Annotated in this window: 25 protein-coding genes; 13 read left to right on the top strand and 12 right to left on the bottom strand. The window is 61.8% G+C overall.

What is annotated here, in order from left to right:
- Positions 1–17 precede the first annotated feature (17 nt).
- The 4 genes from GV818_RS26595 to GV818_RS26580 are packed head-to-tail and all read left to right on the top strand — an operon-like array spanning position 18 to position 2,512.
- Entirely contained in the window at positions 18–320 is a 303-nt protein-coding gene (locus tag GV818_RS26595; RefSeq protein ID WP_161759471.1) for a BufA1 family periplasmic bufferin-type metallophore, read from the top strand.
- Positions 321–345: 25 nt separating this feature from the next.
- Complete coding sequence (bufB, locus tag GV818_RS26590; protein WP_161777948.1) at positions 346–1,236, top strand: MNIO family bufferin maturase; 891 nt, start codon at positions 346–348, stop codon at positions 1,234–1,236.
- The gene (locus GV818_RS26585) at positions 1,233–2,003 is read left to right on the top strand and encodes an HvfC/BufC N-terminal domain-containing protein (protein WP_161777947.1); all 771 of its coding nucleotides are present in this window, start codon (positions 1,233–1,235) and stop codon (positions 2,001–2,003) included. The genes bufB and GV818_RS26585 overlap by 4 nt, the downstream gene beginning before the upstream one ends.
- A 2-nt stretch (positions 2,004–2,005) precedes the next feature.
- Positions 2,006–2,512: a DoxX family protein gene (locus tag GV818_RS26580; RefSeq protein ID WP_161759474.1), complete on the top strand. Its 507-nt coding sequence runs from the start codon at positions 2,006–2,008 to the stop codon at positions 2,510–2,512.
- A 166-nt stretch (positions 2,513–2,678) separates the two neighbouring features.
- Here GV818_RS26580 and GV818_RS26575 read toward each other — a convergent pair whose 3' ends face one another.
- Entirely contained in the window at positions 2,679–3,587 is a 909-nt protein-coding gene (locus GV818_RS26575; protein ID WP_161777946.1) for a LysR family transcriptional regulator, read from the bottom strand.
- 105 nt (positions 3,588–3,692) lie between these two features.
- Between GV818_RS26575 and GV818_RS26570 the strand changes: the two genes are divergently transcribed.
- The 3 genes from GV818_RS26570 (at position 3,693) to GV818_RS26560 (ending at position 6,874) form a co-directional block, all read left to right on the top strand.
- The gene (locus tag GV818_RS26570; protein ID WP_161759476.1) at positions 3,693–4,292 is read left to right on the top strand and encodes a short chain dehydrogenase; all 600 of its coding nucleotides are present in this window, start codon (positions 3,693–3,695) and stop codon (positions 4,290–4,292) included.
- Positions 4,293–4,470: 178 nt separating this feature from the next.
- The gene (locus GV818_RS26565; protein WP_178125126.1) at positions 4,471–5,148 is read left to right on the top strand and encodes a COG3650 family protein; all 678 of its coding nucleotides are present in this window, start codon (positions 4,471–4,473) and stop codon (positions 5,146–5,148) included.
- A 112-nt stretch (positions 5,149–5,260) separates the two neighbouring features.
- Positions 5,261–6,874 carry an NAD(P)/FAD-dependent oxidoreductase gene (locus GV818_RS26560; RefSeq protein ID WP_161759477.1) on the top strand — a complete coding sequence of 538 codons (1,614 nt, stop codon included), beginning with the start codon at positions 5,261–5,263 and terminating at the stop codon, positions 6,872–6,874.
- 140 nt (positions 6,875–7,014) lie between these two features.
- Here GV818_RS26560 and GV818_RS26555 read toward each other — a convergent pair whose 3' ends face one another.
- A complete protein-coding gene (locus GV818_RS26555; RefSeq protein WP_161759478.1) occupies positions 7,015–8,109 on the bottom strand; it encodes a PLP-dependent cysteine synthase family protein in 1,095 nt (364 codons plus the stop codon).
- A 322-nt stretch (positions 8,110–8,431) separates the two neighbouring features.
- Here GV818_RS26555 and nhaA point away from each other — a divergent pair, with 322 nt between their 5' ends.
- Complete coding sequence (nhaA, locus tag GV818_RS26550; RefSeq protein WP_161759479.1) at positions 8,432–9,619, top strand: Na+/H+ antiporter NhaA; 1,188 nt, start codon at positions 8,432–8,434, stop codon at positions 9,617–9,619.
- A 78-nt stretch (positions 9,620–9,697) separates the two neighbouring features.
- On the opposite strand, the gene GV818_RS26545 is transcribed toward nhaA, so the two are convergent.
- Complete coding sequence (locus tag GV818_RS26545) at positions 9,698–10,162, bottom strand: glycine zipper 2TM domain-containing protein (RefSeq protein ID WP_161759480.1); 465 nt, start codon at positions 10,160–10,162, stop codon at positions 9,698–9,700.
- Positions 10,163–10,336: 174 nt separating this feature from the next.
- On the opposite strand from GV818_RS26545, the gene GV818_RS26540 reads away from it, so the two are divergent.
- Positions 10,337–10,573 (top strand): hypothetical protein, encoded by a 237-nt coding sequence (locus tag GV818_RS26540; RefSeq protein ID WP_161759481.1) that lies wholly within the window; start codon positions 10,337–10,339, stop codon positions 10,571–10,573.
- Between the two features lie 9 nt (positions 10,574–10,582).
- On the opposite strand, the gene pdxH is transcribed toward GV818_RS26540, so the two are convergent.
- The 6 genes from pdxH to dinG form a co-directional block, all read right to left on the bottom strand.
- A complete protein-coding gene (pdxH, locus tag GV818_RS26535) occupies positions 10,583–11,230 on the bottom strand; it encodes a pyridoxamine 5'-phosphate oxidase (RefSeq protein ID WP_161777944.1) in 648 nt (215 codons plus the stop codon).
- A gap of 24 nt (positions 11,231–11,254) precedes the next feature.
- Positions 11,255–12,499: an OmpA family protein gene (locus GV818_RS26530; RefSeq protein WP_161777943.1), complete on the bottom strand. Its 1,245-nt coding sequence runs from the start codon at positions 12,497–12,499 to the stop codon at positions 11,255–11,257.
- 140 nt (positions 12,500–12,639) lie between these two features.
- Positions 12,640–13,785: a serine hydrolase domain-containing protein gene (locus GV818_RS26525; RefSeq protein ID WP_161777942.1), complete on the bottom strand. Its 1,146-nt coding sequence runs from the start codon at positions 13,783–13,785 to the stop codon at positions 12,640–12,642.
- Positions 13,786–13,882: 97 nt separating this feature from the next.
- A complete protein-coding gene (locus GV818_RS26520) occupies positions 13,883–15,037 on the bottom strand; it encodes a serine hydrolase domain-containing protein (RefSeq protein WP_161759485.1) in 1,155 nt (384 codons plus the stop codon).
- Between the two features lie 151 nt (positions 15,038–15,188).
- A complete protein-coding gene (locus GV818_RS26515; RefSeq protein WP_161777941.1) occupies positions 15,189–17,582 on the bottom strand; it encodes a beta-galactosidase in 2,394 nt (797 codons plus the stop codon).
- 93 nt (positions 17,583–17,675) lie between these two features.
- Positions 17,676–19,820 carry an ATP-dependent DNA helicase DinG gene (dinG, locus tag GV818_RS26510; protein ID WP_161777940.1) on the bottom strand — a complete coding sequence of 715 codons (2,145 nt, stop codon included), beginning with the start codon at positions 19,818–19,820 and terminating at the stop codon, positions 17,676–17,678.
- A gap of 98 nt (positions 19,821–19,918) precedes the next feature.
- Here dinG and GV818_RS26505 point away from each other — a divergent pair, with 98 nt between their 5' ends.
- Positions 19,919–20,383 (top strand): CopD family protein, encoded by a 465-nt coding sequence (locus tag GV818_RS26505; protein ID WP_161777939.1) that lies wholly within the window; start codon positions 19,919–19,921, stop codon positions 20,381–20,383.
- Positions 20,384–20,438: 55 nt separating this feature from the next.
- Here GV818_RS26505 and GV818_RS26500 read toward each other — a convergent pair whose 3' ends face one another.
- The 3 genes from GV818_RS26500 to GV818_RS26490 form a co-directional block, all read right to left on the bottom strand.
- Entirely contained in the window at positions 20,439–21,197 is a 759-nt protein-coding gene (locus GV818_RS26500; RefSeq protein WP_161777938.1) for a collagen-like protein, read from the bottom strand.
- Positions 21,190–21,468 (bottom strand): DUF1145 domain-containing protein, encoded by a 279-nt coding sequence (locus GV818_RS26495; RefSeq protein ID WP_161759490.1) that lies wholly within the window; start codon positions 21,466–21,468, stop codon positions 21,190–21,192. Before GV818_RS26495 ends, GV818_RS26500 begins: the two co-directional genes overlap by 8 nt.
- A gap of 235 nt (positions 21,469–21,703) precedes the next feature.
- Positions 21,704–22,360 carry an OmpA family protein gene (locus tag GV818_RS26490; RefSeq protein ID WP_161759491.1) on the bottom strand — a complete coding sequence of 219 codons (657 nt, stop codon included), beginning with the start codon at positions 22,358–22,360 and terminating at the stop codon, positions 21,704–21,706.
- Positions 22,361–22,550: 190 nt separating this feature from the next.
- Between GV818_RS26490 and GV818_RS26485 the strand changes: the two genes are divergently transcribed.
- From GV818_RS26485 to GV818_RS26475, 3 genes are all read left to right on the top strand, one after another.
- Complete coding sequence (locus GV818_RS26485) at positions 22,551–23,048, top strand: DUF6231 family protein (RefSeq protein WP_161759492.1); 498 nt, start codon at positions 22,551–22,553, stop codon at positions 23,046–23,048.
- Between the two features lie 4 nt (positions 23,049–23,052).
- Complete coding sequence (locus tag GV818_RS26480) at positions 23,053–23,529, top strand: YchJ family protein (RefSeq protein WP_161777937.1); 477 nt, start codon at positions 23,053–23,055, stop codon at positions 23,527–23,529.
- Between the two features lie 65 nt (positions 23,530–23,594).
- Complete coding sequence (locus GV818_RS26475) at positions 23,595–24,080, top strand: LEA type 2 family protein (protein ID WP_161759494.1); 486 nt, start codon at positions 23,595–23,597, stop codon at positions 24,078–24,080.

Below are 24,080 nucleotides of genomic sequence, written 5' to 3'. Positions count from 1 at the left end.
CACTCTGGAGAAACATCATGAGCACTACTCGCACCCTGTCCGCCACCGCCCTGGTCCTGGCCCTGGGTTCCGCCCTGAGCATCGCCGCCGTCTCCACCACCGTCCATGCCGCCGACGACATGGAGAAATGCTTCGGCGTGGCCATGAAAGGCAAGAACGATTGCGCCGCAGGCGCCGGCACTACCTGCGCCGGGACCTCCAAGGTCAACGACCAGGCCAACTCCTGGAAACTGGTGCCCAAAGGCACCTGCGATAAAACCGCCAGCAGCACCTCACCCACAGGTTTCGGCCAGCTCGAAGCCTTCAAAGCCAAGTCCTGATCCTGCGCCTGCCTGAGTGTCGATGATGAACACCGCCCAGTCCCAACATCCCCGCCACGACACTCAGGCCTGTGCCTTGAGCCTGCCGCCTCGTGCAGGCCTGGGGCTCAAGACCGAGCACTTCAAGGAAGTACTCGAGCAGCGGCCCGAAATCGGCTTTTTCGAGGTGCATGCCGAGAACTACATGGTGGCGGGCGGCCCCTTTCATCATTACCTGGGTTTGATCCGCGAGCGCTATCCGCTATCGCTGCACGGCGTCGGCCTGTCCATCGGTGGCGAAGGTCCCCTGGACCGCGAACACCTGGATCGGCTGGCGGTGTTGATCAAACGCTATCAACCCCAGTGCTTTTCCGAACACCTGGCCTGGTCCAGCCACGGCCCGGTGTTTCTCAATGACCTATTGCCCCTGGCCTACGATATGCCGACCTTGCGCCGGGTCTGCGAACACATCGACCAGGTGCAGAACCACCTGGGCCGAACGATGCTCCTGGAAAATCCGGCCACTTACCTGCAGTTTCAGCGCTCGACCCTGGACGAGACCGATTTCCTCCGCGAGGTGATCCAGCGTAGCGGCTGCGGCCTGCTGCTGGACGTCAACAATGTCTATGTGTCCTGCATCAATCACCAGCGCGATCCCCTGGCCTACCTGCAGGCATTGCCATTGCAGGTGGTGGGCGAAATCCATCTGGCGGGATTCGCCGAAGACCAGGACAACCTCGGTGATCGCCTGTTGATCGACGATCACGGCGCCCCGGTGGATCGCGCGGTCTGGAACCTGTACCAACAGGTGCTGGAGCGCATCGGGCCCATGGCCACCCTGATCGAACGGGATAACCGGATACCGACCTTTGCCACCCTCCAGGCCGAAGCCTGTCAAGCAGAAGCCTTGCTGCTCAGTGCCCAGGTGCAGCCATGAGCGGCCAGGCGCAATTTGCCAGGGCCCTGCTCAGCGCCGACCCGAGCTGCCCGCCGGGCCTGTGCAGCAGCAACGGCGCCGACCCCGCGAGCCGCTTCGCGGTCTACCGCAACAACGTGCAAGGCTCATTGATCAACGCCCTGGCAGAGTCCTACCCGGTGGTGATGCAACTGGTGGGCGAGGACTTCTTCAACGCCATGGCACGGCTCTATGTGCAGGACTTCGCCCCCCGCAGCCCCTTGCTCAATGACTATGGCCAGGACTTTGGCGACTTTATCCAGGGCTTCGCTGCCGCTGCGGCCCTGCCCTATCTGGCCGATGTCGCGCGGCTTGAACGACTGCGAGTCGAGGCCTATCACGCCGCCGATGCCCAACCGCTGGAGCCGGCACGCCTGCTGGCGGCGATGAGCCAGCCGGAGAGCCTTGGCCAATCGCGCCTGCAACTGCATCCGTCATTGCGCACCCTGCATTCAAGCTACGCCGTGGTGAACCTGTGGGCGGCCCATCAGGGCGACGGCCAATGGCCGCAGTTCAACCTGCAACAGAGCCAGTACGTGCTGGTGTTGCGCAACGCCCTGGAGGTCGAAGTGATCGCAGTCGACGCTGGCTGCATGGCCTTCATCGATAGCCTGCACAACCAATGGCCGCTTGAAATCGCCGCCGCTTATGCCCTGGATGCCCAAGCCGACTTTGACCTGGGCCAGTGCCTGGGCCTGCTGCTCGGCCACGGCGCCGTCATTGACCTGCAACCCCACAAGAAGGCCTGACCATGAACACCCAGACACATACGCCCATTGCCGGACTGGTGAATCGGATCATTCAAGGGTTTGAGCGTATTCCCTACAGCCTCATCGCCTTTATCGCGCGTTTTTCCATTGCCGCGGTGTTCTGGAAATCCGGACAGACCAAGGTCGAGGGGCTGGCCATCGACCTGGTCGACGGCACCTTCCAGCTGGGCTGGCCGCACCTGGCGGACTCGACCATTCCCCTGTTCAAGAGCGAGTACCACGTGCCCCTGCTGGCGCCGGAAGTGGCGGCGCACCTGGCGGCCTTTGCCGAGCATTTTTTTCCGATGCTGATCCTCTTGGGCCTGGCCACGCGCTTTTCCGCCCTGGCGCTGCTGGGGATGACACTGACCATCCAGCTGTTCGTCTACCCGGATGCCTACCCGACCCACGGCACCTGGGCGGCGATCTTCCTGCTGTTGCTGGCCCGTGGCCCGGGCGTATTGTCCCTCGATCATCTGCTTGCCCGTCGCTATCGGCACGCGCCATAGCTGTGGCTGAAACGCTGCCTGTTGCTGCTGCCGCAGGCCGCTAGAGGCCAAGGGCGCATTCGGAAACGGGGCGAACTCAGGGTTAGCCAACCCCAGCCCGAGCCCGAGCCCGCGGCAATGCCAAGCCTCAAGACGTGGCACGCAGAGCAGCACCAGTCACCGCGGGCTACAAGCGATCCAGGGCCTCGCCGCTGCGGCGGAACCAATCCATCAGGTAGTCGGCCAGTACCTGGGTACGCTTGGGTAGGCCGCCCTGGTAAGGGTGCACCAGGTACATCGGCATGCTGCGGGTCTGGTAATCACGCAACAACCAGCGCAGGCGGCCGTCCGCCAATTCGCTGTGCAGCACATAGGACGGCAACCGGGCGATACCCGCACCCACCAGGGCGGCCTTCTTCAACAGGTTGTAGTGGTTGCTGGCGAAAGGCCCGGAGACACGTACCCGCAGCAGTTCGTGACGCTGGTGATACAACCACTCCTCGCGCCCACTGTAATGGCTGTTGAGCAGGCAGCGGTGCTCGGCCAGCGCCCTGGGCGTCTGCGGTTCGCCGTACTGCTCCAGGTACGCCGGGCTGGCACAGGTCATTTCATGCCAGGCCAGCAATGGCCGGGCTACCAGGCGCTGATCGTTGGCGACGTCCGAGCGTACTGCCAGGTCAAAACCTTCCCGGGCCAGGTCACGGTAGCCGTTGCTCAGGTCGAGCTCGATCTGCACGTCAGGGTAATGCCGGGAGAACTCCAGCAGCAGGCCGTCGAAAAAGGTTTCTCCAAGCGACACCGGCACCGTCAGCCGCACCGGCCCAGCCATGTCGTCCTTGAGCCGGGCCAATGCCTGATGCGCCCGCTCGACCTGAACCACCAAGGCCTGGGCCTGGGGCAATAGCGCCGCACCCGCAGCAGTCAGGTCCAGGCGACGGGTGGTGCGCTGCAGCAGCACCACGGCGAACCTCGCCTCCAGGGCGCTGATGCGCTTGGATAACTGGCCCTTGCTGCAACCCAATTGCTGGGCGGCCAGGGTAAAGCTGCCGGCCTCGACCAACACCGCAAACGCCGCCAGGTCATCCATCTCGCTCATGGATTGTTTCCACTTGAAAACCAAAGGTTGCCTATTAGCACGTTAATCCATGAAAAAAACCACTCTAGACTGCAACCTCGTCCCCCCCCTTTAGAGGAACAGCCCATGAAGATTCTCTTGATCGGTGCCCACGGCACTGTTGGCTCGGCAGTTGACCGGGAACTGGCGCAACGTCATGAAGTCATCCGTATCGGCCGCACCCGCGGTGATTTCCAGGTGGATATCAGCGACAGCCAGTCAATCCGCGCGCTGTTTGAAAAGACCGGGCGTTTCGATGCGCTGGTCTGCGCTGCCGGCAACGTCACCTTCGCGCCCCTGGCAGAGATGACCGCCGAGCACTTCAACCTGGGCCTGCAAGACAAGCTGATGGGCCAGGTCAATCTGCTACTGATCGGTCGCGAGTACGCCAACGACGGCGCCTCCTTCACCTTCACCACCGGCGTCCTGAGCCACGATCCGATCCGCAGCGGCGCCTCGGCAGCCCTGGTCAACGGCGCCATCGACAGCTTTGTGCGGGCCGCCGCCATCGAACTGCCGCGAGGCCTGCGAGTCAACTCCGTGAGCCCCAATGTGCTGCAAGAAGCCATGGGCAAGTACGCCCCGTACTTCCGTGGTTTCAAGCCGGTGCCGGCGGCTGATGTAGCCCTGGCCTACGCGAAAAGCGTGGAAGGCCTGCAGACTGGCCAGACCTATCACGTCGGCTGAAGCCCCTGCAGAAACCGAGGGGGCAGGAGTGGGCTTGCCAGCGAAGGCTCCCTTGCCGACGGCGACAATCTCTCGGGCTTCTGCGTCGGCAAGTGCGCTCCACCCGTTCCGGTCAATCCGGGGTTGTGGTGACCGGGCTGGCTGCGTAACGTGTCGGCTTCCGTTTGGAGACCCCATGATGCGCACCGCCCGTTCCCTGCTTTGTTTCGCTCTGATGCCACTGTTTGCCGGTTGCCAGATGCTGCCGATGTTCAACGACCAGCCCCGGGCTCCGTCCATGGCCGGGCTGACCCGGATGCAGGGTGAACTCAGCGCGGCCGATGGCAAGCTGCTGTTCAAGCCCTGCACTGAGGATCGCCGCTACGTGATCAGTGATGGCGGCGGTACCAGCGTGCTGCAGGAAGCCGCCACCCTGGCTGATAAGCAAGGCAAGCTGTTCGCCGACCTGCGGGGCAAGTTCTCCGCCAGTGGCAGCAGCGATGGCCAACTGGACCTGCGCCAGCTGTATCGCATCGAACGCTCGGGCAGCGCCTGCAACGATCCCAACTTCCAACGCCTGATTCTCCGGGCCGGCAGCAAGAACCCGGCCTGGAACGTCGATGTCAGTGCCAAGGGCATGATGATCGAGCGCGCCGGCCAGCCGACCCTGGCCCTGCCCTACCTGGAGGAACAGCTGGGGGACGGCCGCTTCAATCTCACCAGTGAGGCCAACCACCAGCGTGTGGAGCTCTGGGTTGCTCCACAGCGTTGCGTCGATAGCGTGACCGGTAGCGTCCAGCACCTCACCGCCGAGCTGCGGGTCGACGGCCAGGTCCAGCGCGGTTGCGGCTATTTCGGCGGTTCGCGCAACGACTGATTCGACGAACTGCGGTTTTAGCCTGACGGCCAAGGTGGATTGCGGCTTATAATCGCCGGTTTGTGCAAAGCAAGCCGGCGCACTGTTGCGCACCGCCTACCCGGACCCTGTCATGTTACGAATCACCGAACTCAAGTTGCCGATCGACCATCCCGATGAAGACCTGCGCGCCGCTATCGTGCAGCGCCTGGGCATCACCAGCGATGACCTGCTCGATTTCACCTTGTTCAAACGCAGCTACGATGCGCGCAAGAAGTCTTCCGAACTGTGCTTCATCTACACCATCGACCTCAGCGTGCGCGACGAAGCACCGTTGCTGCTCAAGTTCGCCGACGACCGTAACGTCAACCCGGCGCCGGATGTCAGCTACAAGGTGGTGGGACAAGCCCCGGCAGATCTTAGCGAGCGGCCGATCGTGGTGGGTTTCGGCCCTTGCGGGATCTTTGCCGGCCTGTTGCTGGCGCAGATGGGCTTCAAGCCAATCGTCCTCGAGCGCGGCAAGGAAGTGCGCGAGCGCACCAAGGACACCTGGGGCCTGTGGCGTAAAAGCGTGCTCAACCCCGAGTCCAACGTGCAGTTCGGCGAAGGCGGTGCCGGGACCTTCTCCGATGGCAAGCTCTACAGCCAGATCAAGGACCCGCAGCACCATGGCCGCAAGGTCCTCCACGAGTTCGTCAAGGCCGGTGCGCCGGACGAGATCCTCTACGTCAGCAAGCCGCACATCGGCACCTTCCGTCTCACCGGCGTGGTGGAGAACATGCGCCAGCAGATCATCGCCCTGGGCGGTGAAGTGCGCTTCGAGCAACGGGTCACCGACCTGTTGATCGAGGATGAGCAATTGCAGGGTGTGGAGCTGGCCAGTGGTGAACAACTGCACTCCCGGCACGTGATCCTGGCCCTGGGCCACAGTGCCCGCGACACCTTCCGCATGCTCCACGGCCGTGGCGTGTACATGGAAGCCAAGCCGTTTTCAGTGGGTTTCCGTATCGAGCACCCGCAATCGCTGATCGACAGTGCGCGCCTGGGCAAGTACGCCGGCCACCCGAAACTCGGCGCCGCCGACTACAAGCTGGTGTACCACGCCAAGAACGGCCGCTCGGTCTACAGCTTCTGCATGTGCCCGGGGGGCACTGTGGTGGCGGCCACATCCGAGCCGAATCGGGTCGTGACCAACGGCATGAGCCAGTACTCACGCAACGAACGCAATGCCAACTCAGGCATCGTTGTAGGCATCACTCCGGAAGTGGATTATCCGGGCGGCCCACTGGCCGGTATCGAACTGCAGGAGCGCCTGGAGTCCCTCGCCTTCGTCCTTGGCGGCAGCAACTACCAGGCCCCGGCGCAGTTGGTGGGCGACTTCATCGCCGGCAAACCCAGCAGCACCCTGGGCAGCGTCGAACCGTCCTACAAGCCAGGAGTGAACCTGGGAGACTTGGCACTGGCCTTGCCGGACTTCGCCATCGAGGCCATTCGTGAAGCCCTGCCGGCCTTCGAGCGGCAGATCAAGGGTTACTCCCTGCACGACGCAGTGCTGACCGGCATCGAGACCCGCACCTCATCGCCTCTGCGCATCACCCGTGATGCTTCGATGCAGAGCTTGAACGTGAAAGGGTTGTATCCGGCCGGTGAAGGCGCTGGTTACGCCGGGGGCATTCTCTCCGCCGGAGTCGACGGGGTTCGCATCGCTGAAGCGGTGGCTCGCGACATCCTCGGCATCCAGGCCTGAAGACCCCGGTCGTTCGCCGGCGAGCCAACTCCTACAAGAAACATCTCGCACCTGTGTAGGAGCTGGCTTGCCAGCGAAGGCGCTCTCAAGAACACCGCAAGACCTCCAGGCCTCTTCGCCGGCAAGCCGGCTCCTGTGGGTCAGATACCCGCGCGAAGCACGCTGGCGGGTAGCGCATCGCCACGCTCAACAGTGGCGGCTACCGCAGCCATCAAGGCTTTCAACTCATACCCCTGGTCCAGCAGCCACTGCTCATCGTAGTAGGTGGTCGCATAACGCTCGCCGCCATCACAGAGAATCGCCACGATCGAGCCCTTCTCACCGGCGGCGGCCATCTGCTGCGCGGCCATCAGCGCACCGATCAGGTTAGTACCACTGGAACCACCGACCCGGCGCCCCAGCCGTTGGGCCAGGTAGTGCATGGCCGCCAGGGACAAGGCGTCCGGAACCTTGACCATGGCATCGATCACCTTGGGCAGGAACGAAGCCTCGACCCGTGGGCGGCCGATGCCTTCGATCCGCGAGCCGCAATCCAGGCGCAGGCTGGCATCGCCACTCTGGTAGTAGTCGAAGAACACCGAACGCTCGGCGTCGGCACACAATACCCGGGTGCAGTGCTGGCGATAACGCACATAACGTCCCAGCGTTGCGGTGGTGCCCCCGGTACCTGGGCTGGAGATCAACCAGCTGGGCTCCGGGTAACGCTCGAAACGCAACTGCTGGAAGATCGACTCGGCGATGTTGTTGTTGGCCCGCCAGTCGGTGGCGCGCTCAGCGTAGGTGAACTGATCCATGAAATGCCCCCCGCTCTCCCGGGCCAGGCGCTCGGACTCGGCATAGATCTGCGTCGGGTCCTGCACCAGATGACTCTTGCCACCATAGAAAGCGATCTGGGCAATCTTTTCCTGGGAGGTGGTGGCAGGCATCACGGCAATGAACGGCAACCCCAGAAGACCGGCGAAATAGGCTTCGGAAATCGCCGTGGAGCCGCTGGAGGCTTCGATCACCGGCGCCCCGGGCTTGAGCCAGCCGTTACACAGGGCATAGAGAAACAGCGAACGGGCCAGGCGGTGCTTGAGGCTGCCGGTGGGATGGCTGGATTCATCCTTGAAATACAACTCGATGCCTGGCTGCCCCGGAAGCGGCAATGGAATCAGGTGGGTGTCGGCACTGCGCTGGAAGTCAGCCTCGATGATGCGGATGGCCTCGCGGGCCCACTGGCGATTGTCGCTCATGTTCTATTCTCGTCGGATCGAACGCCATGCCGGCGCAAGAAGATGAAGTGCACCCAGCATAGGTGATTCAGGCACGGGAAAAGCTGGCGCTGTTCCCTGTAGAAAAACGGCCCGGGAGCCGCCGCGGACGGACATGTTAGGAAATATCCTCGGCCCCTGACAGGTACAGCTGGGAAGCAATTGGAAACACAACTGCAAGGAAGCTTTTTCAGCAGGCCGTTTGTCTTCTACATATAACAAAAAAGAATATAACTTTTGTTTTAACAACTAACTGTACGGGTTAGGGTGTGCCACCTTTTTTAGTTTTAGATGGAGAGCGACCTTGCCTCTGCGTAGCACTTTCACTCGTTTCTTTGCCATGGAAGCTGCCAGCGGTCTGCTATTGATCGCCGCTGCCATCCTGGCCCTGATCATCAATAATTCACCGCTGTCGTGGCTGTACAACGGCCTGTTGGAAACCCCGGTGGTGGCCCAGATTGGTGCCTTGAAAATCGCCAAACCGCTGTTGCTGTGGATCAACGACGGCCTGATGGCGCTGTTCTTCCTGCTGATCGGCCTTGAGGTCAAGCGTGAAGTCATGGAGGGCCAGTTATCCAAGCCTTCGCAGATCGTCCTGCCTGGCGCTGCGGCCATTGGCGGCATGTTGGTGCCAGCACTGATCTACTGGTTTCTCAACCGGGACAACCCGCCGGCACTCAATGGCTGGGCAATTCCTACTGCCACCGACATTGCCTTTGCCCTCGGGGTACTGGCACTGCTGGGCAAGCGGGTGCCGACGTCGCTGAAACTGTTTCTCATGACCCTGGCGATCATCGATGACCTGGGTGCGATCGTGATCATCGCAATCTTCTACTCCGGCGCCCTGTCGACCCTGTCGCTGATGCTGGCGGCCGCCTGCATCGCCGCCCTGGTGGCGATGAACCGGATGGGCGTGGTGAAGCTTGGACCTTACATGATCATCGGCCTGATTCTCTGGGTCTGCGTGCTCAAGAGCGGGGTCCACGCCACCCTGGCCGGCGTGACCCTGGCCTTCTGCATTCCCTTGCGCACCCGCAACGCCGAGCCCTCGCCGGTGCAGACGCTGGAACATGCACTGCACCCCTGGGTGTCGTTCGGCATCCTGCCGCTGTTCGCCTTTGCCAACGCCGGTCTGTCGCTGAGCGGCGTGACCATCGAGAGCTTCACTCACCTGGTACCGATGGGCATCGCTGTCGGCCTGTTGCTGGGCAAGACAGTTGGCGTGTTCGGCCTGACCTGGCTGGCAGTCAAGAGCGGTATCGCCGCGTTGCCGGCCGGAGCCAACTGGGGCCAGGTCTTCGGCGTGGCGATCCTCTGCGGGATCGGCTTCACCATGAGCCTGTTCGTCGGTTCCCTGGCTTTCGTCCCTGGCAGCAGCGAGTACGCCGGCATGGACCGCATGGGGATTCTCACCGGCTCGCTATTCGCGGCCCTGATCGGCTACGCCGTCACCGCCGCCGCCAGCCGCAAGAACAACCCACTGGCGTCTTGATCCACACCGATCCAGCAGCCTGAAAACACAAAACCCCGACCAGTTGCCTGGCCGGGGTTTTGTTTTACCGGGAACCGATTAACGAGTAACGCGGCTGGTACCGTTGACGGTCATGATGCGTACACGATCGCCAATCCGGAACACTTCGTTTTCCTGAACCTGCTGAACATAGGCACGCATGCTGCCGTCGTCTTCACGCACGGTGATTTCCACGCCCTGGGTACGGGTCAGGCCTTCTTCAGTGGCCGAACCCAAGAGGCCGCCGGCTACCGCACCGATGACTGCGGTGACGATGCTGCCACGGCCACCGCCAATGGCGCTGCCGCCCACACCACCGATCACAGCACCAGCAGCACCGCCGATCGGGGTCTTGGTACCTTCGATTTTCACCGGACGCAGGGATTCAATGGTGCCCATGCGTACGTTTTGCACACGACGTGCTTCATCACGGGAGTAAGAGTCACCGGTCAGGTTAGAGGCACAGCCGCCAAGCAACATCGCCATCGTGGTGAAAGACGCAACCAGCAAAACAGACTTACGCATAGGATCAACTCCAAAGGACAGATAGTGATTAGACTCCGCAGCTTGACGCCTGTCACGGCGTCGCCCGGATAAAATTGCTTTCATTCAGCCAAAGTACAGACTGCGTAAACGCCAAGCACTCTCAATACGGTAACGCCAATTTCCAACCGAGCGCCACCGAACAAAGGATTTCCCATGGATTACTTCATCATCATCGCGACCACTGCTGCCGGTCTGTATTTCCATTGGTGGCTGTACGTACGCATCAAGCGCTGGGTAGACCGGGACCTGGCCTTGTCCCTGGCCGGAACCGATGAGCAGAAGAAACAGTTCATGCTGCAACAGCTGGCCGAGGCCCAACGCCAGAAAGTAAAACGCCGGGACCTGCCGCATTGGCTGGAAGCCGCCGCGGCCGGCTATCCCGGCGAGTAACCTGAGCTTTTAGGGGGCCAGGCGCTCCCGACCCCAGCGTTCAGCCTGCAGGCGATAATTCAAACGGTCGTGCAGGCGGCTGGAGCGCCCCTGCCAGAACTCGATGCGTTCCGGCAGCAGGCGATAACCACCCCAATGTTCCGGACAATTGGGCTGGCTGTCGCTGAAGCGTGCCTCAGTGACCTTGAGCAACTCCTGCAACTCTGCACGATCGGCAATCACCCGGCTTTGCGGCGAAGCCCAGGCGCCCAAGCGGCTCCCCAGAGGACGCACCTGATAGTAGGCATCGGACTCCTGAGGAGTGACCTTGACCACCCGCCCCTCGATCCGCACCTGGCGCTCCAGGGTTGGCCAGAAGAAGGTCATGGCGGCAAATGGCCGCGCGGCCATTTGCTGCCCCTTGGCACTGTCGTAGTTGGTGAAGAACGTGAAACCCTGCTCATCCAGCCCCTTAAGCAGCAGGATGCGGCAATGGGGACGACCGTCGCTATCGACGGTCGCCAGGGTCATGGCATTGGCTTCCACGGGCGGCTGCTCGGTTTTCAGCGCATCGGCAAACCATTGGTGGAACAGCGCAAAGGGTTCGGCCGGAGCTTGGTCCTCGGACAAACCGTCGCGGGTGTAATCGCGACGCATATCAGCCAGAGACTGAGTCATGCCTGCTTCCTTATTCCTTGAGAATCAGTTTTTAGCCTGAGCGGTGGCTGTAGCGTTCTTCGCCGGAGCCGCGACCTTCTTCGCTGGAGCCTTCTTGGCTGCCGGCTTCTTGGCTACGGTGGATTTTTTCGCGGGGGTCGCAGCCTTTTTGCTGGCGACGGCAGAAACCGGCGGCTTGGCGTCTTGCACAGCAACCATTTCAGTCTCGGACGGCGTCGGCTGGTTGTACTTGCTCAGCAGGCCCAACATGGTGCTGCGCTGAGTCAGCATGATTTCCACACGACGGTTCAGCGAACGACCTTGAGGGCTGTCGTTGGCCGCACGAGGCATCACCGAGCCCATGCCACGCAGCATCAGGCGATCCTGCTTCAAGCCGCTGAGGCTGAAGATCGCGGCAATCGACTGGGCACGATCACGGCTCAGCTTCTGGTTGGCCAGGGTCGGGCCAGTGGCGTCGGCATGCCCGAGAATCAGCACGGCGGTCTTCGAATCGCCTTCAACCGCCTTGGCTACGCGGGTGAACGGGCCCAGGGTCACCGGCAGCAGCATGGCTGGACGGTCTGGGTTGAAGGAGCCGTCTACCAGGGCAATGACCACCAGCACGTTTTCACGGCGTTCTACTTGCAGCTTGCTGTCCTTCACGGCTTCACGCAGGCGTGGCTCGTAATCGTCCAGCCAGGCCTGGGTAATCTTCGGGTCAGGCATCGGGATGTCTGCCACGTTGACCTTGCTCAATGCCTTTGGCTGGCTCTGGGCAAACGGCCACCACCAGTGGGTTTCAGCATTCGCGGTGTTGGCTACTGCGGGAGCCGGTGCTGGAGCTGGCTCAACCTTCTTGGCTTCGGCTACAGGCTTGTCAGCGGAATCCTTGGAAGAGAACGGCCACCACCAGTTGCTGCTCTCGGCCTTGGCAGCAGGAGCAACAGGAGCAGCAGCTACAGGAGCTGGGGCAGGTTCGGCGGCAGCGACTGCAGCCGGTTTGGCGGCGCCTTTGACAGCAGGCGTGGCCGACTTGGCAGAGGCTGTGGTTTTACCCGCAGCGGCTGCGGGAGCAGCGGACTTGCCCGCTACCGCGACTTTGCTCGCAGGTGCAGCCGGTGCTGCTTCGGCTGTAGCCGGTTTCTCAGGCGCTTGCGGGGCTTCCTTGCTGCTGGCCTTATCGGACCCGAACGACCACCAATGGCCGCCATCCGCTTCATTTTGTGGGGTTTGTGCACAACCGGTGACGGTCAGGCAAATGGCCAAGGCTAGAGACTTGTTCGACGACATGGGATATCCACAAAATGAGATAAAAAATTCGGTCTAAATAACCGGTACAAACAGACGCTTGGAAATTATAAAAGCCACAGGGTTCCTTCCTGCAGCTTTCCGAGCATGTTTAAGCAAAAAAGTTCTTAACAGCAACCTTTTTACAGACAATCCGACAAAACCCGCACCAGCTTCTGCGCCCGAGGGTCCATCAATACATAAGGCCCCAAGGTATTTGTCACAAAACCGAACGCTACATCATGCTCAGGGTCAGCAAAACCGATGGAGCCCCCTGCTCCGGGATGCCCGAATGCCCTGCTCCCCAGACCGAAGGTGGCATTGGCCACCTGGGGTTGATCGAGCATGCAGCCCAGGCCGAAACGCGTCTGGGTCAACAGGGTCTTGTCCATCCCGAGGCTGTGCTCGCGGGTCAGTTCTTCAAGCATGTCGGCCTCCAGCAGGCTGCCATCGAGCAAGCCGCTGTAGAACCCTGCAAGGCTACGGGCGTTGCCATGGCCATTGGCCGCTGGCTGCTGCATGCGTCGCCATTCGGGTTTATTGGTGCTGGTCATGATAGACGGTGGATTGGTAAAAGCCCGGGTAGTCATGGCCGCGGGTTCGCGCATGGTCACTTGCAGCAGGCGCTGGGCTGCTGCATCACCGACATTGCCCTTGCCACGGGCGATATGCGCCACCCGGTAAAACTCTGCGTCCGCCAGGCCGACATGGAAGTCCAGCCCCAAGGGCTTGGCCACCCGAGCCACGATGGACTCCCCCGGACCGCGTCCGTCGGCTCGCCGAATCAGCTCACCCACCAGCCAGCCATAGGTAATGGCGGCGTAACCATGCCCCTCACCCGGTGTCCACCAGGGCTGCTCGGCAGCCAGGGCATCGACCATGGTTTGCCAGTTGTACAGGGCCTCCGGCGGCAGCAGCTCGCGCAATGCCGGCAAGCCGGCCTGGTGACAGAGCAACTGGCGCAAAGTAATGGCAGATTTGCCCGCCGCGGCGAACTCCGGCCAATAATCAGCCACCGGAGCATCCAGCTTGAGCTTGCCTTCGGCGACCAACTGCAACGCGGTGACTGCGGTAAAGGTCTTGGTGCAAGAGAACAGGTTGGCAATGGTGTCGCTGTGCCAAGCCTCGGCACCGTCCTTGTCAGCAGTCCCGGACCAGAGGTCGACGACGGTTTCCCCACCGATCTGGATGCACAGCGCCGCGCCGCGCTCCTGGGAATCTTCGAACAGCGTCGCAAAGGCCTCGCGTACCGCCTCGAACTTAAGCTCGTAATGACCCTGAATCTGCACCCTGACTCCCCCACAACAATGCTCGACAACGTGGCGCGCATTGTTCCAGCCCCGAAGGGATTTGGGAACAACCGACAGCCATTCGCAAACCCTCGGATCAGCAGGCTGCCAGGCTCTGCCCGGCGAGTCGCGACAAGCGCTGGGCCCGCGGGTCCATCAGGCTGAAACCGCCCATGGTATTGGTGACGAAGCCGAAAGCCAGATCACGTTGTGGATCGGCAAATCCCACCGAGCCGCCCAACCCCAAGTGTCCAAAAGCCCTTGGCCCCAGGCCGAAGGTCGCATTGGCCTGATCTGGCTGATCGAGCATGCAGCCCAGGCCAAAACGCGTCGGAGTGCGTAATGACTGGTCCCAACCACCACTGTGGGGTCGGGTAAACTCCTCACGCAGTGGCGCGCCCAGCAGTTCATCACCTAGCAATGCACTGTAGAAACCCGCCAGGCCATGGGCATTGCCGTGCCCGCTAAGCCCCGGATTCTGCAGGCGCCACCAGCGGGGTTGAAAGGTCTGGCTTGGCGACACCGAGGGATTGGAAAAAGCCAGAGTGGCCACGTTGCGCGGTTCATTGCCCATCACCCACCACAGATCCTGCGCCGCAGCGTCACCGACCCAGCCTTCACCCCGTGACAGGTAGGCGATGCGTTGAAAGTCCTGATCGGCCACTCCGACATGAAAATCCAGCCCCAGAGGCGTGCAGATCTCCTCAGCGATATAGTTACCGGGCTCACGTCCATCTACACGTCGGATTGTTTCGCCCAGCACCCAACCGTAGATCATCGGTGCATAACCCAGAGTGCTGCCTGGCGCCCACCAGAGTGGATGCGCGGCAATGCACTCGATCATGAAGTCCCAGTCATAGAGCGTGGCAGCCGGCAATACCTCGCGCAGCGCTGGTAAGCCGGAAACATGACATAGCACCTGACGCAGGGTCACCTGCTGTTTGCCCGAGGCGGCGAATTCCGGCCAGTAGCGGGCGATCGGCTGATCCAGATGCAGGAGGCCGCGTTCCACCAACTGCAACACCGCCACAGCCGCGAACGGCTTGCCGCAGGAATACAGACTGACCAGCGTATCCCTGTCCCAAGGCAGGCTCCGCTGCGAATCACGAGTCCCCGCCCAGAGATCCACCAGGGTCTGCCCAGCCACTTGGATACACACCGCCGCGCCACGCTCGCGCGGGTCGTCAAACAATTCGGCGAACGCCTGATAGACCGGCTCGAATTCCTTTACGCAATACCCGTGAATGTCCATGTGTCGACTCCCTTCAACAATGAAACACCTGTGAAGGGAGAATTATTTTAGCCCCAGCGATGCCAGCCATAGACCTGGATCAGTTTCTGGCTGGTCATTGCGCGGTGACCAGCCGAACGGTCAATAAGCACTGAATAGAGCCATCTGGCGATTAATGACCGTTGCCGGAATGGCCACCGGAGTGACCGCCTGGACCCTTGCTGGCGTGACCTTTGTCACCGCCGTCAGCGCCATGCTCGGTCGCGGCCGCCTGTTCGGCCTGGACCTGGGCCTTTTGCGCTTCCTTACCCAGCTGGTCCACCGCCTGCAGGTTGCTCTTGCGCACACTGTCGACAAAGCCCTGGAACGGCACATCAGTGATGCCCACCAGGCCGAAGTGACCGTTCTCACCGTCCAGCAAGCGCCCGGTCACCGGCTGGTCGAGGTACTGGAACCAGTGCACGCCGACAATCGATGGTTCACTCAGCGCCTGCTTGAGGAAGTTGGCATAGGCCGGGCCACGGTCTTCCTCACGGGCCAGCTCGGTTACGCCACCCCAGAACGGGCCGCGATCCCGGGAGCCGAAGTTGAACTCAGTCACCAGTACCGGCTTGTCGAGGCTGCGCAAGTACGCAAAGTCCTGACCATCCTGAGGCTTGAGGGTGTACATGTTGAAACTCAAAACGTCGCAATACTGGGCGCAGGCGGCCACCGCCTCAGGGTTGCTGACGGCAAACCGCCCGCCCAACAGCAAGTGGTTGGGAGCATGCCACTTCAACGAGTCGGCGATGGTCTTGAAATAGGTGTCGGCGAAGACCTTCTGGAAATACTTGAAGTCGGCTTCGATTTCCGGATGCTCAGGGTTCGGCAGTGGCGGCACGAAACCCGGATCCTCCATCAACTCCCAGGCCGGCAGATCGATTCCCCAGGCTTTCGACAGGCCCGCCTGGTTGCGGTACTTGTCCCGCAGTTGCTTGAGAAAAGCGCGCTTGGCTGGAACATCGGTGGTCAGGCGCAGGGTGCCGTAGGCCAGGGCATAACGGGCTTTCGGATCGTTCCCGGGACCGGCCCAGGCCAGCTCGTTGTCGGCAAAATAGCCAATCAGCCAAGGGTCATCGCGATGATCGCGAGCGGCGATGGCTACAGCGCGTTCAGTGGCCATGGCAAAACGCGGATCGAAGGGGTCGGGCATGCCGCCCCACCAATCACTGCCGGTGCTGATGCTGGCGTAATCACCGACGATCGATAACGGCAAGGTATAGGGCACCCGGTTAGCGAGACCCAGCGCTGGTGCACTCCAGTTGCCGAGGGTGTTGAAACCCCAGGCCTGCAAGCGGTCCAGGGTATGGCTGAGCCAGCGTTTTTCATCAAATACCGGGGCCGCGCAGGGGGCAGTGGCCGTCTCCGCTGCCTTGGCCTCGGTTGTCGAGGCCTCGACCACAGCCTCACTGCTCGCCGTGCAGGACTTGCCATAAGTCCGTTGCAGGTTGGCCCGATAGAAGTCGTACCAACGACCAACGTTATAGCCTCGGCCCTGGTCAGCGCCGTTGCCGCCACGGTTGTCGCCTGCACCGTAATAAGCCGTCAGGGGGTCGCCGTCCTTGGGCAAGTCAGCGAACATCCACTCACGATCCGCGACATAGGTCTGACTGTTGTCAGGCGCCACGGTGTTGACCCCCAGGGAATAGAACGGATGCCCTTCAGGGGTCACCAGGAACCAGCGACCATCGCGTTTTTCCGTGCGAAAGAAACCACTGGCCTTGAAGCTCGGGCCCTTGTCCCAACCACCGAACTTGTCCAGGGAGGCCTTCTCGCGCTCGCCCAGCCAGCCCTTGAGTTGTTGCTGCTCCTTGGCATCGGCCGCCTTGAGTTGATCGTCGCAGCTGACTTTTTCCGGCCAGCGGGCTCGGGTCGACTGGCCGTAGCCATCCACCAGCGAGCCATAGACCGCCTTGACCACGCCCTCGCCGTCCTGCACGCCGAAACGTTCGAGGAGGATACTTTGCGCGGCTTTGGGGTTATCCAAGGACAAGGTCACCGACACCACCTGGCTGCGGTCCAGTTGCCCTTCGCTGCTGGCCAGCAAAATGCGCTGGCCGTCCACGGTCGTCGGCATCGGCGGTGCGGCCTTCATGCCCTGGCTCAGCGGACTGCTGGCTACCAGCGGCACCAACAGGGTCTGCGCCGGACCGGCCGGCAGATCGACGCGACTGACCAGGGTCTTGCCGTCGTTGCTCTGGATAGTCACATAGAGGGTCAAAGCCCAGTTCATCGCACTCTGGATGCGCAGGGTTATCATTCCCGACTGCGACCAGTCCCAGGCCCCGCTCTGTGGCGTCAGGCTCAGGCTGGGCTTGGCAGTGGGGCTGAAGGTGATCCGCCGCAGCACTTCACCTTCGGCCGTTTGCTCTGCATTGGACTGCGGCAGGCTGGCATCTTGTGTCGCCACCTGGACCACAGCGGCAGGCCGGACAAAGTTGAACAGCGTCTGTTGTCCGGCAGGGGCCGCCAGGACGGGCGCGGCAAACAACAGGGCAAATACAGCGGGCAACGAACGGCGAATCATATGAACCTGGCTCTCCCTAAAGGCCGCCAAGCGGCCGGTGCTGAAGCGGTGACATGAAATAGACAGCACCGCGCGCAAATATGCGGACCGTGCTTAAGATATTTCGCGGCGAAATGGCGGCAAGGCATTGAGAATCGCCTTGCCATAGCGCTGAGTGACCAGGCGGCGGTCCAGCAGGGTGATGGTTCCGCGGTCCTGCTCGGTGCGCAGCAAGCGACCACAGGCCTGGACCAGCTTGAGGGAAGCATCCGGCACCGAGATCTCCATGAACGGATTGCCGCCCCGAGCCTCGATCCACTCTGCCAGCGCAGCTTCCACTGGATCATCGGGCACCGAGAACGGGATCTTGGCGATCACCACGTGCTCGCAATAGGCCCCGGGCAAGTCCACCCCTTCGGCAAAACTCGCCAGGCCAAACAGCACACTGGAATCACCGCCGTCGACTCGGGCCTTGTGCTTGTTGAGGGTCTCCTGCTTGGACAGGTTGCCCTGGATAAACACCTGCTTGCGCCAGTCGCGATCCAGGCCGTCGAACACGTCCTGCATCTGCTTGCGCGAGGAGAACAGCACCAGGGTGCCTCGGGAACCCTCTACCAGTTCCGGCAGGTCGCGAATGATCGCCGCCGTGTGCGCCGGTGCATCACGGGGATCGGCGCGCAAGTCGGGGACCCGCAGCACGCCGGCATCGGCGTGATGGAAAGGGCTGGGCACCACGGCGGTCACGGCCTTTTTCGGCAGGCCGGCACGCATGCGGAATCGGTCGAAGGTCCCCAGGGCAGTCAGGGTCGCCGAAGTCACCAGGGCCCCGTAGGCCACGTTCCACAGATTGCGCCGGAGCATTTCCGCAGCCAGGATCGGGCTCGCGTTGACCTCGATGTCGAACAGCGAACCACTCTCGGCCAGGGTCAGCCAACGGGCCATGGGCGGGTTGTCTTCCGGGTCCTCGATGGTGAATGCGGTCCATAGCTCCCAGTTGCCCGAGGCGCGCGCCTGCAGGCTGCCGAACAACGGGTACCACTCTTCGGCCTGGTTGCTGGCGATGCCGATGTTGACCTCGCCATCCATGCCTTCCTTGAGCAATTCGGTGAGGCGGGTAAACAGGTCGGTGAGACGGGAGAAGCCTTTTTTCAGCTCGATGCCCATCTCCCGCATATGCTCGGGAATCAGCCCACCGACGAAACGATGGCGTGGCCGCTCGCGGCCTTCCATGTCTTCGCCGGTCTTGAAATCAGCGAGCTGCTCGCAGGCAGTGAACATGAACTGCTGCTGGGTCTTGATCTCTCTTGCCAGCTCCGGCACCTGCTCGATCAACCGTCCCAGGTCACCTGGCAACGGGTTCTGGGCCAGCAGCTTGGTGAGGTTCTTAGCCGTCTGTTCCAGCCAGTCGGCAGTAGAACGCAGCCGGGTGTAGTGGGCAAAATGGCCGATGGCCTTGTCCGGCAGGTGATGGCCTTCGTCAAACACGTAGAGCGTGTCGCGTGGGTCCGGCAGCACAGCGCCGCCGCCCAGGGCCAGGTCGGCCAGGACCATGTCGTGGTTGGTGACGATCACGTCGACCTTGCCCATGCCTTCCCGAGCCTTGTAGAAGGCGCACTGGCCGAAGTTCGGGCAATGGCGATTGGTGCACTGGCTGTGGTCGGTGGTCAGGCGCGCCCAGTCGGCGTCTTCCAGGGCCGTTGGCCAGTTGTCACGGTCGCCGTCCCATTTATTCCCGGCGAGTTTTTCGATCATGCTGGTGAACAGCTTCTGGCTGGCTTCATCCACTTCGATCTTGAAGCCTTCCTCCTCGAACAGCTGGGCCGTGGCGGTCTGCGCATGACCTTCCTGGAGCAGCATGTCGAGCTTGGACAAGCACATGTAGCGCCCCCGCCCCTTGGCCAAGGAGAAGGTGAAACTCAGACCGCTGTTGCGCATCAGATCCGGAAGGTCCTTGTAGACGATCTGTTCCTGCAGGGCGACGGTAGCTGTGGCAATCACCAGGCGCTTGCCCGCGGCCTTGGCGGTGGGAATCGCCGCCAGGCTGTAGGCCACGGTCTTGCCGGTACCAGTGCCGGCCTCCACCGCGACCACTGCCGGGTCGCCACTGCGGCGACCCTCGTCGTCGGTGTCGATGTCCCCCAGGACCTTGGCCACTTCGGCGATCATCAGACGCTGGCCGTAACGCGGCTTGAGGCTCTTGGCTTCGAGAAAACGCGAGTAGGCGCCCTGGATCGTGGTTTTGAGTTCGTTGCTGATCATGGTTTTCGGGCGCACAAAACGCTGGATAAATTTTCAGTGGTTCGAATCGGCCGCTATCATACCCCGCTAATTCATCCTGCGCAGAACGGAGTACCCGAATGACCGCTTTCGCCCTCGCTTATAGCCTGCATGTGCTGGCCGCCCTGGTCTGGGTCGGTGGCATGTTTTTCGCCTGGATGATCCTGCGTCCAGCGGCCATGGTCGCCCTTGAGGGACCGGCGCGGTTGAAGCTCTGGGCACAAGTGTTTCCGCGCTTTTTTGTCTGGGTCTGGGCTGCCGTGGTGATCTTGCCGATCAGTGGCATTGGCCTGCTGCACCTACGCTTCAACGGTTTTGAAAGCGCACCGCGCTATGTCCAGATAATGATGGGGGTGTATCTGGTGATGACCGCGCTGTTCATTCGCATCCAGTCCCTGCAACTGCCGGAGTTGCACAAGGCGGTGGCGGCGCAAGACTGGCCGGCCGGTGCGGCGGCGCTGGGGAAGATCCGCCGGCTGGTGGGTATCAACCTGATCATCGGCTTGCTATTGGTGGCCCTGGCCGCGGCCCGACCAACCTTCTGATGAAACCAGCCACCGGCTCTATAGAGCCGGTGGCTGCAAGATACGCGGCAAGGGGTTACAAGCGCTGCACCGTCAACGATCCCGTCTGCCCTGCCGATCCCGGCTGCCCTTGAGCGCCAGGACGTCCGTTCTTGCCACCGTCGGTCTGGTAGACCAGGCAACCCTTGGACTTGCCCCCAGCCCCGGGCTTGCCGCCTGCACCGGCCAGGCCGCCGGCACCGCCATCGACCCAGACCTTGATCTGCTCGCCCGGAAAATCACGGGGCAATTCCAATCGCACCTGGGCCCCCGCCGCGCCTGGGCGACCATCGCCACCGCCGTCTCCGTCGGCACCGCGACCAGCCTGGCCCCAAGTGCAACCAGGTTCCTGGCCATTGCCACCATCAAGGCCGACATAGCCAGGCGCACCAGCGCCGCCACGGGCATCCACGGAGAGTTCCTGAGCCGTCAGCGCTTCGATACGCAGGTTCAGATTGCGTCCGGGCCTGGCAGCTTTCTGATAGTTGCCGGGTGCGCCACGGGAAGTGATCTGGCTGCCGGCGTCCAACTGCGCACGGCGGACAATCAGTTGCAGGCTTTGCTCGGTAGGCACAATGGCAATCCGCGCCTCACGCCCCAGATGCAGGTTATCAACCTTGAGTTCGGTGACATTCGCCGGAACCAGCAAGGTGCCGTAGTCAGCGACGTCCAGGCGCTCCAACTGCAAGGTGCTGGTGGTATTGGGCAGACGCATCAGGGAGTTGGTTTCGACCTTGACCTCCTGGGCCACGGCGAGGGGACTGCAGAACAGGGCCAACAGGCAGAGCTTACGCATGGTCGACCTCGACGATCTCAGGAGCAGGAAGGGTTTGCAGATGGAAGATCCCCACCAGCAGGATTTGCAGACGGTCACGCCAGGGATGCACACGGCCTCTGAGGCTGCCATTGAACAACACCAGTTCCAATAAATGTGTCACCAACAATAGACAGCCCGCCAAATTGACCAGCAGATGCAACGGATTGACCAATGGCCGGGCCAGGTTGATCAGCACCACCAGCCAAAATACCAAGATCAGAAACTTCCCCAGCCCCCATAAGACCTTCATATGCTCCCCTCGTGGATTATTCTTTGCGCGCACAGTAACGACTTATCCCGGGGATATGCCAGCGGGGGATGAAAATTCTTCCAAGGGCACCTGTTTAGCGACCGGATCGACGAGGATCGCAAGATACAGGCCCGTAACCGCGCCGATGACCAAGGTTCGAGTGAGGACTGCTTTGAGGGTATCCAGACGCGAAGTCAACCCTGCGCGGCTATAAGGCCGCGCAGGCTCCAGGCCTTCAGCGGTTGATCTGAATCTCGGTGCGACGGTTCATCGCCCGTCCTTCAGCGGTCTTGTTGTCCGCCACCGGTTTGCTTTCACCAGCACCGGCCACCGACACGAAACTGCTGCGGGGGATACCGTGGTTGATCAGGTATTCGACCACCGAGTGAGCACGTTTATCCGAGAGTTTCTGGTTGTAGGCATCGCGACCGACACTGTCGGTGTAACCGGTCACACGCAGTTGCGCCGTCGGGGCTTCCTGCTTCAAGCGGGTCACAATGGTGTTGAGCTTGGTCTTGTCGGCTTCGGTCAGCTTGGCCGAGTCGAAATGGAAGTGCACATCGCGAATGACGATGGTTTCTTCCTTGACCACCACCACCTCTTCCACCACTGGAGGAGGCAATGGGCAGCCATCAGCATCGACCGGTACGCCTTGCGGAGTATCCGGGCACTTGGGACTGGCACCATGCACCCAGCAGTAGGCGCCTGCCAGGCCACCGACCAACAGCGCGCCACCACCTGCCCACGAGGAACTTTCGGTGGCGCCCAGCGCCGCGCCCGTGACGCCACCGACCGCGGCGCAGATCGGCCAGTCGGTTTTCTGCAAACCTGCACAACCAGTCAACACACTGGTTAACAGAACCAAAGGTACTGCCGTCCGAATGATGCTCATCTGATTTCTCCTGAAAGATCGGCTTGAAGCCGATTAACGGAGTAAAGACCGCGCCTTTCAACTCCGCCAGCAAAGGGCCAGCTGCGCTTAAAGCCAACAAACACGGGCGCTTCGCTGATTTAGTGGAGAACCGCTCTAGGCCCGCAGGTGCCGGCACGCTAGTCTTTAGCGTTCTGATCGAGGAGCTAAGATGAGCGCCGGCATTTCTACCCGCACCCCGCAACAGGCCCTGGCGGCCCTGCTGGATCGCTATGCACCGCAACAGCTGTTGCTGATCGGTGCCAGTGACTTCCCCGCCCTGGCGGCATTCAAACAGGCTCACCCCACGACCCAGGTGGCTCAAGCAGCGCCGGGGCCCTTGCCCGCGGAGCTGGCTGCCCGGCGTTTCGACCTGGCGGTGGCGGTGGATTGCCTGGAGCACCTGCCCAAGCGCGCGGGCCTGAACCTGCTGGGAGGCATTCGCAACCTCAACGCCAGCCGGATTGCGGTACTGGCCGACATGGATGCCTGCGGATGGCAGGAAACCGACTTTTTCTCCCTGGCCTTGCAGGCCAGCGAACGCTTTCAACGGGATAAACAGGTGCTGACTCTGTTTACCTACGATCTGCTTGAATACAAACAAGTGCCCGACTGGCTCAACTCACGCTTCTGGGCAAACCCGGAAAACTTCGGAAAGTATTGGTGGTAACACAATGAGCGCCTCGATCTGTCCCTGCGGCAGCGGCAACCTGTTGGACGCCTGCTGCGGCCATTACCATGCCGGCCACCCCGCCCCCTGCGCCGAAGCCTTGATGCGTTCGCGCTACAGCGCCTATGTGCTGGGGCAAGTGGATTACCTTTTGGCAACCACATTGCCGGCGCAACAAGCCGGGCTGGATCGCCAGTCCATCAGCGACTGGAGTGCACAAAGCACCTGGCTGGGACTGCAAGTGGAAAGCTCCGAGGTCTTCGGCGGCCAACCCGAGCACGCCTTCGTCACATTCACCGCCCGCTGGCACGACAGCCAGGGCGAACACAGCCACCGCGAACGCTCCTCCTTCGTGCAGAACCAGGGACGCTGGTACTTCATCGACCCCACGGTTGCGGTCAAGGCCGGACGCAATGACGCCTGCGTCTGCGGCAGCGGGCACAAATTCAAGAAGTGCTGCGCCAGCTATTTAACCCGCTGAGCCGTGACTGGCGGCGGTCACCCCAGGCCCAGGATGGGCACCGGGGAATCAAAGGGAGTGTTGCAATGCTCGGTGAGCTAAATGCGTTACGGACAATCTGCCTGCTCGGGGTGCTGAGCCTGTCGGGCTGCGCGTCCTGGTTCACTGATGAGGAGCGCGACCCCGCGGTGCATCTGGTCAAGGTCGAGGTGGTCAAGGCCAACCTGCTGGAACAACGCTTCACCCTGCACTTGCGTGTCGACAACCCGAATGACAGTGACCTGACGGTGCGCCGCCTGACCTACCGAGTCTATCTGCAGCGGTTTCTGCTCAGCGAAGGCGAGCATGAGCACTGGTTCACGGTCACGCCCCACAGCAGCCGCTTCTTCAAGGTGCCGGTGCGCACCAACCTCTGGCCGCAGATCCGTGATGTGGTGAAACTGCTGCGCAAGCCTCAACAGCCCATTCCCTATCGCCTGGAAGGTGAACTGGAAATCGGATTATTCATCGGCAAGGACGTGCACCTGAAGCGCAATGGCGTGATAATTCCCGGCGATTTTATTCCGGAGTAA

Origin of the sequence: Pseudomonas sp. Fl4BN1 (assembly GCF_009908285.1) — a bacterium.
GTDB lineage: Bacteria > Pseudomonadota > Gammaproteobacteria > Pseudomonadales > Pseudomonadaceae > Aquipseudomonas.
The sequence above is the reverse complement of the archived record's forward strand: the minus strand, read 5'-3'. Positions and strand labels throughout refer to the sequence as shown.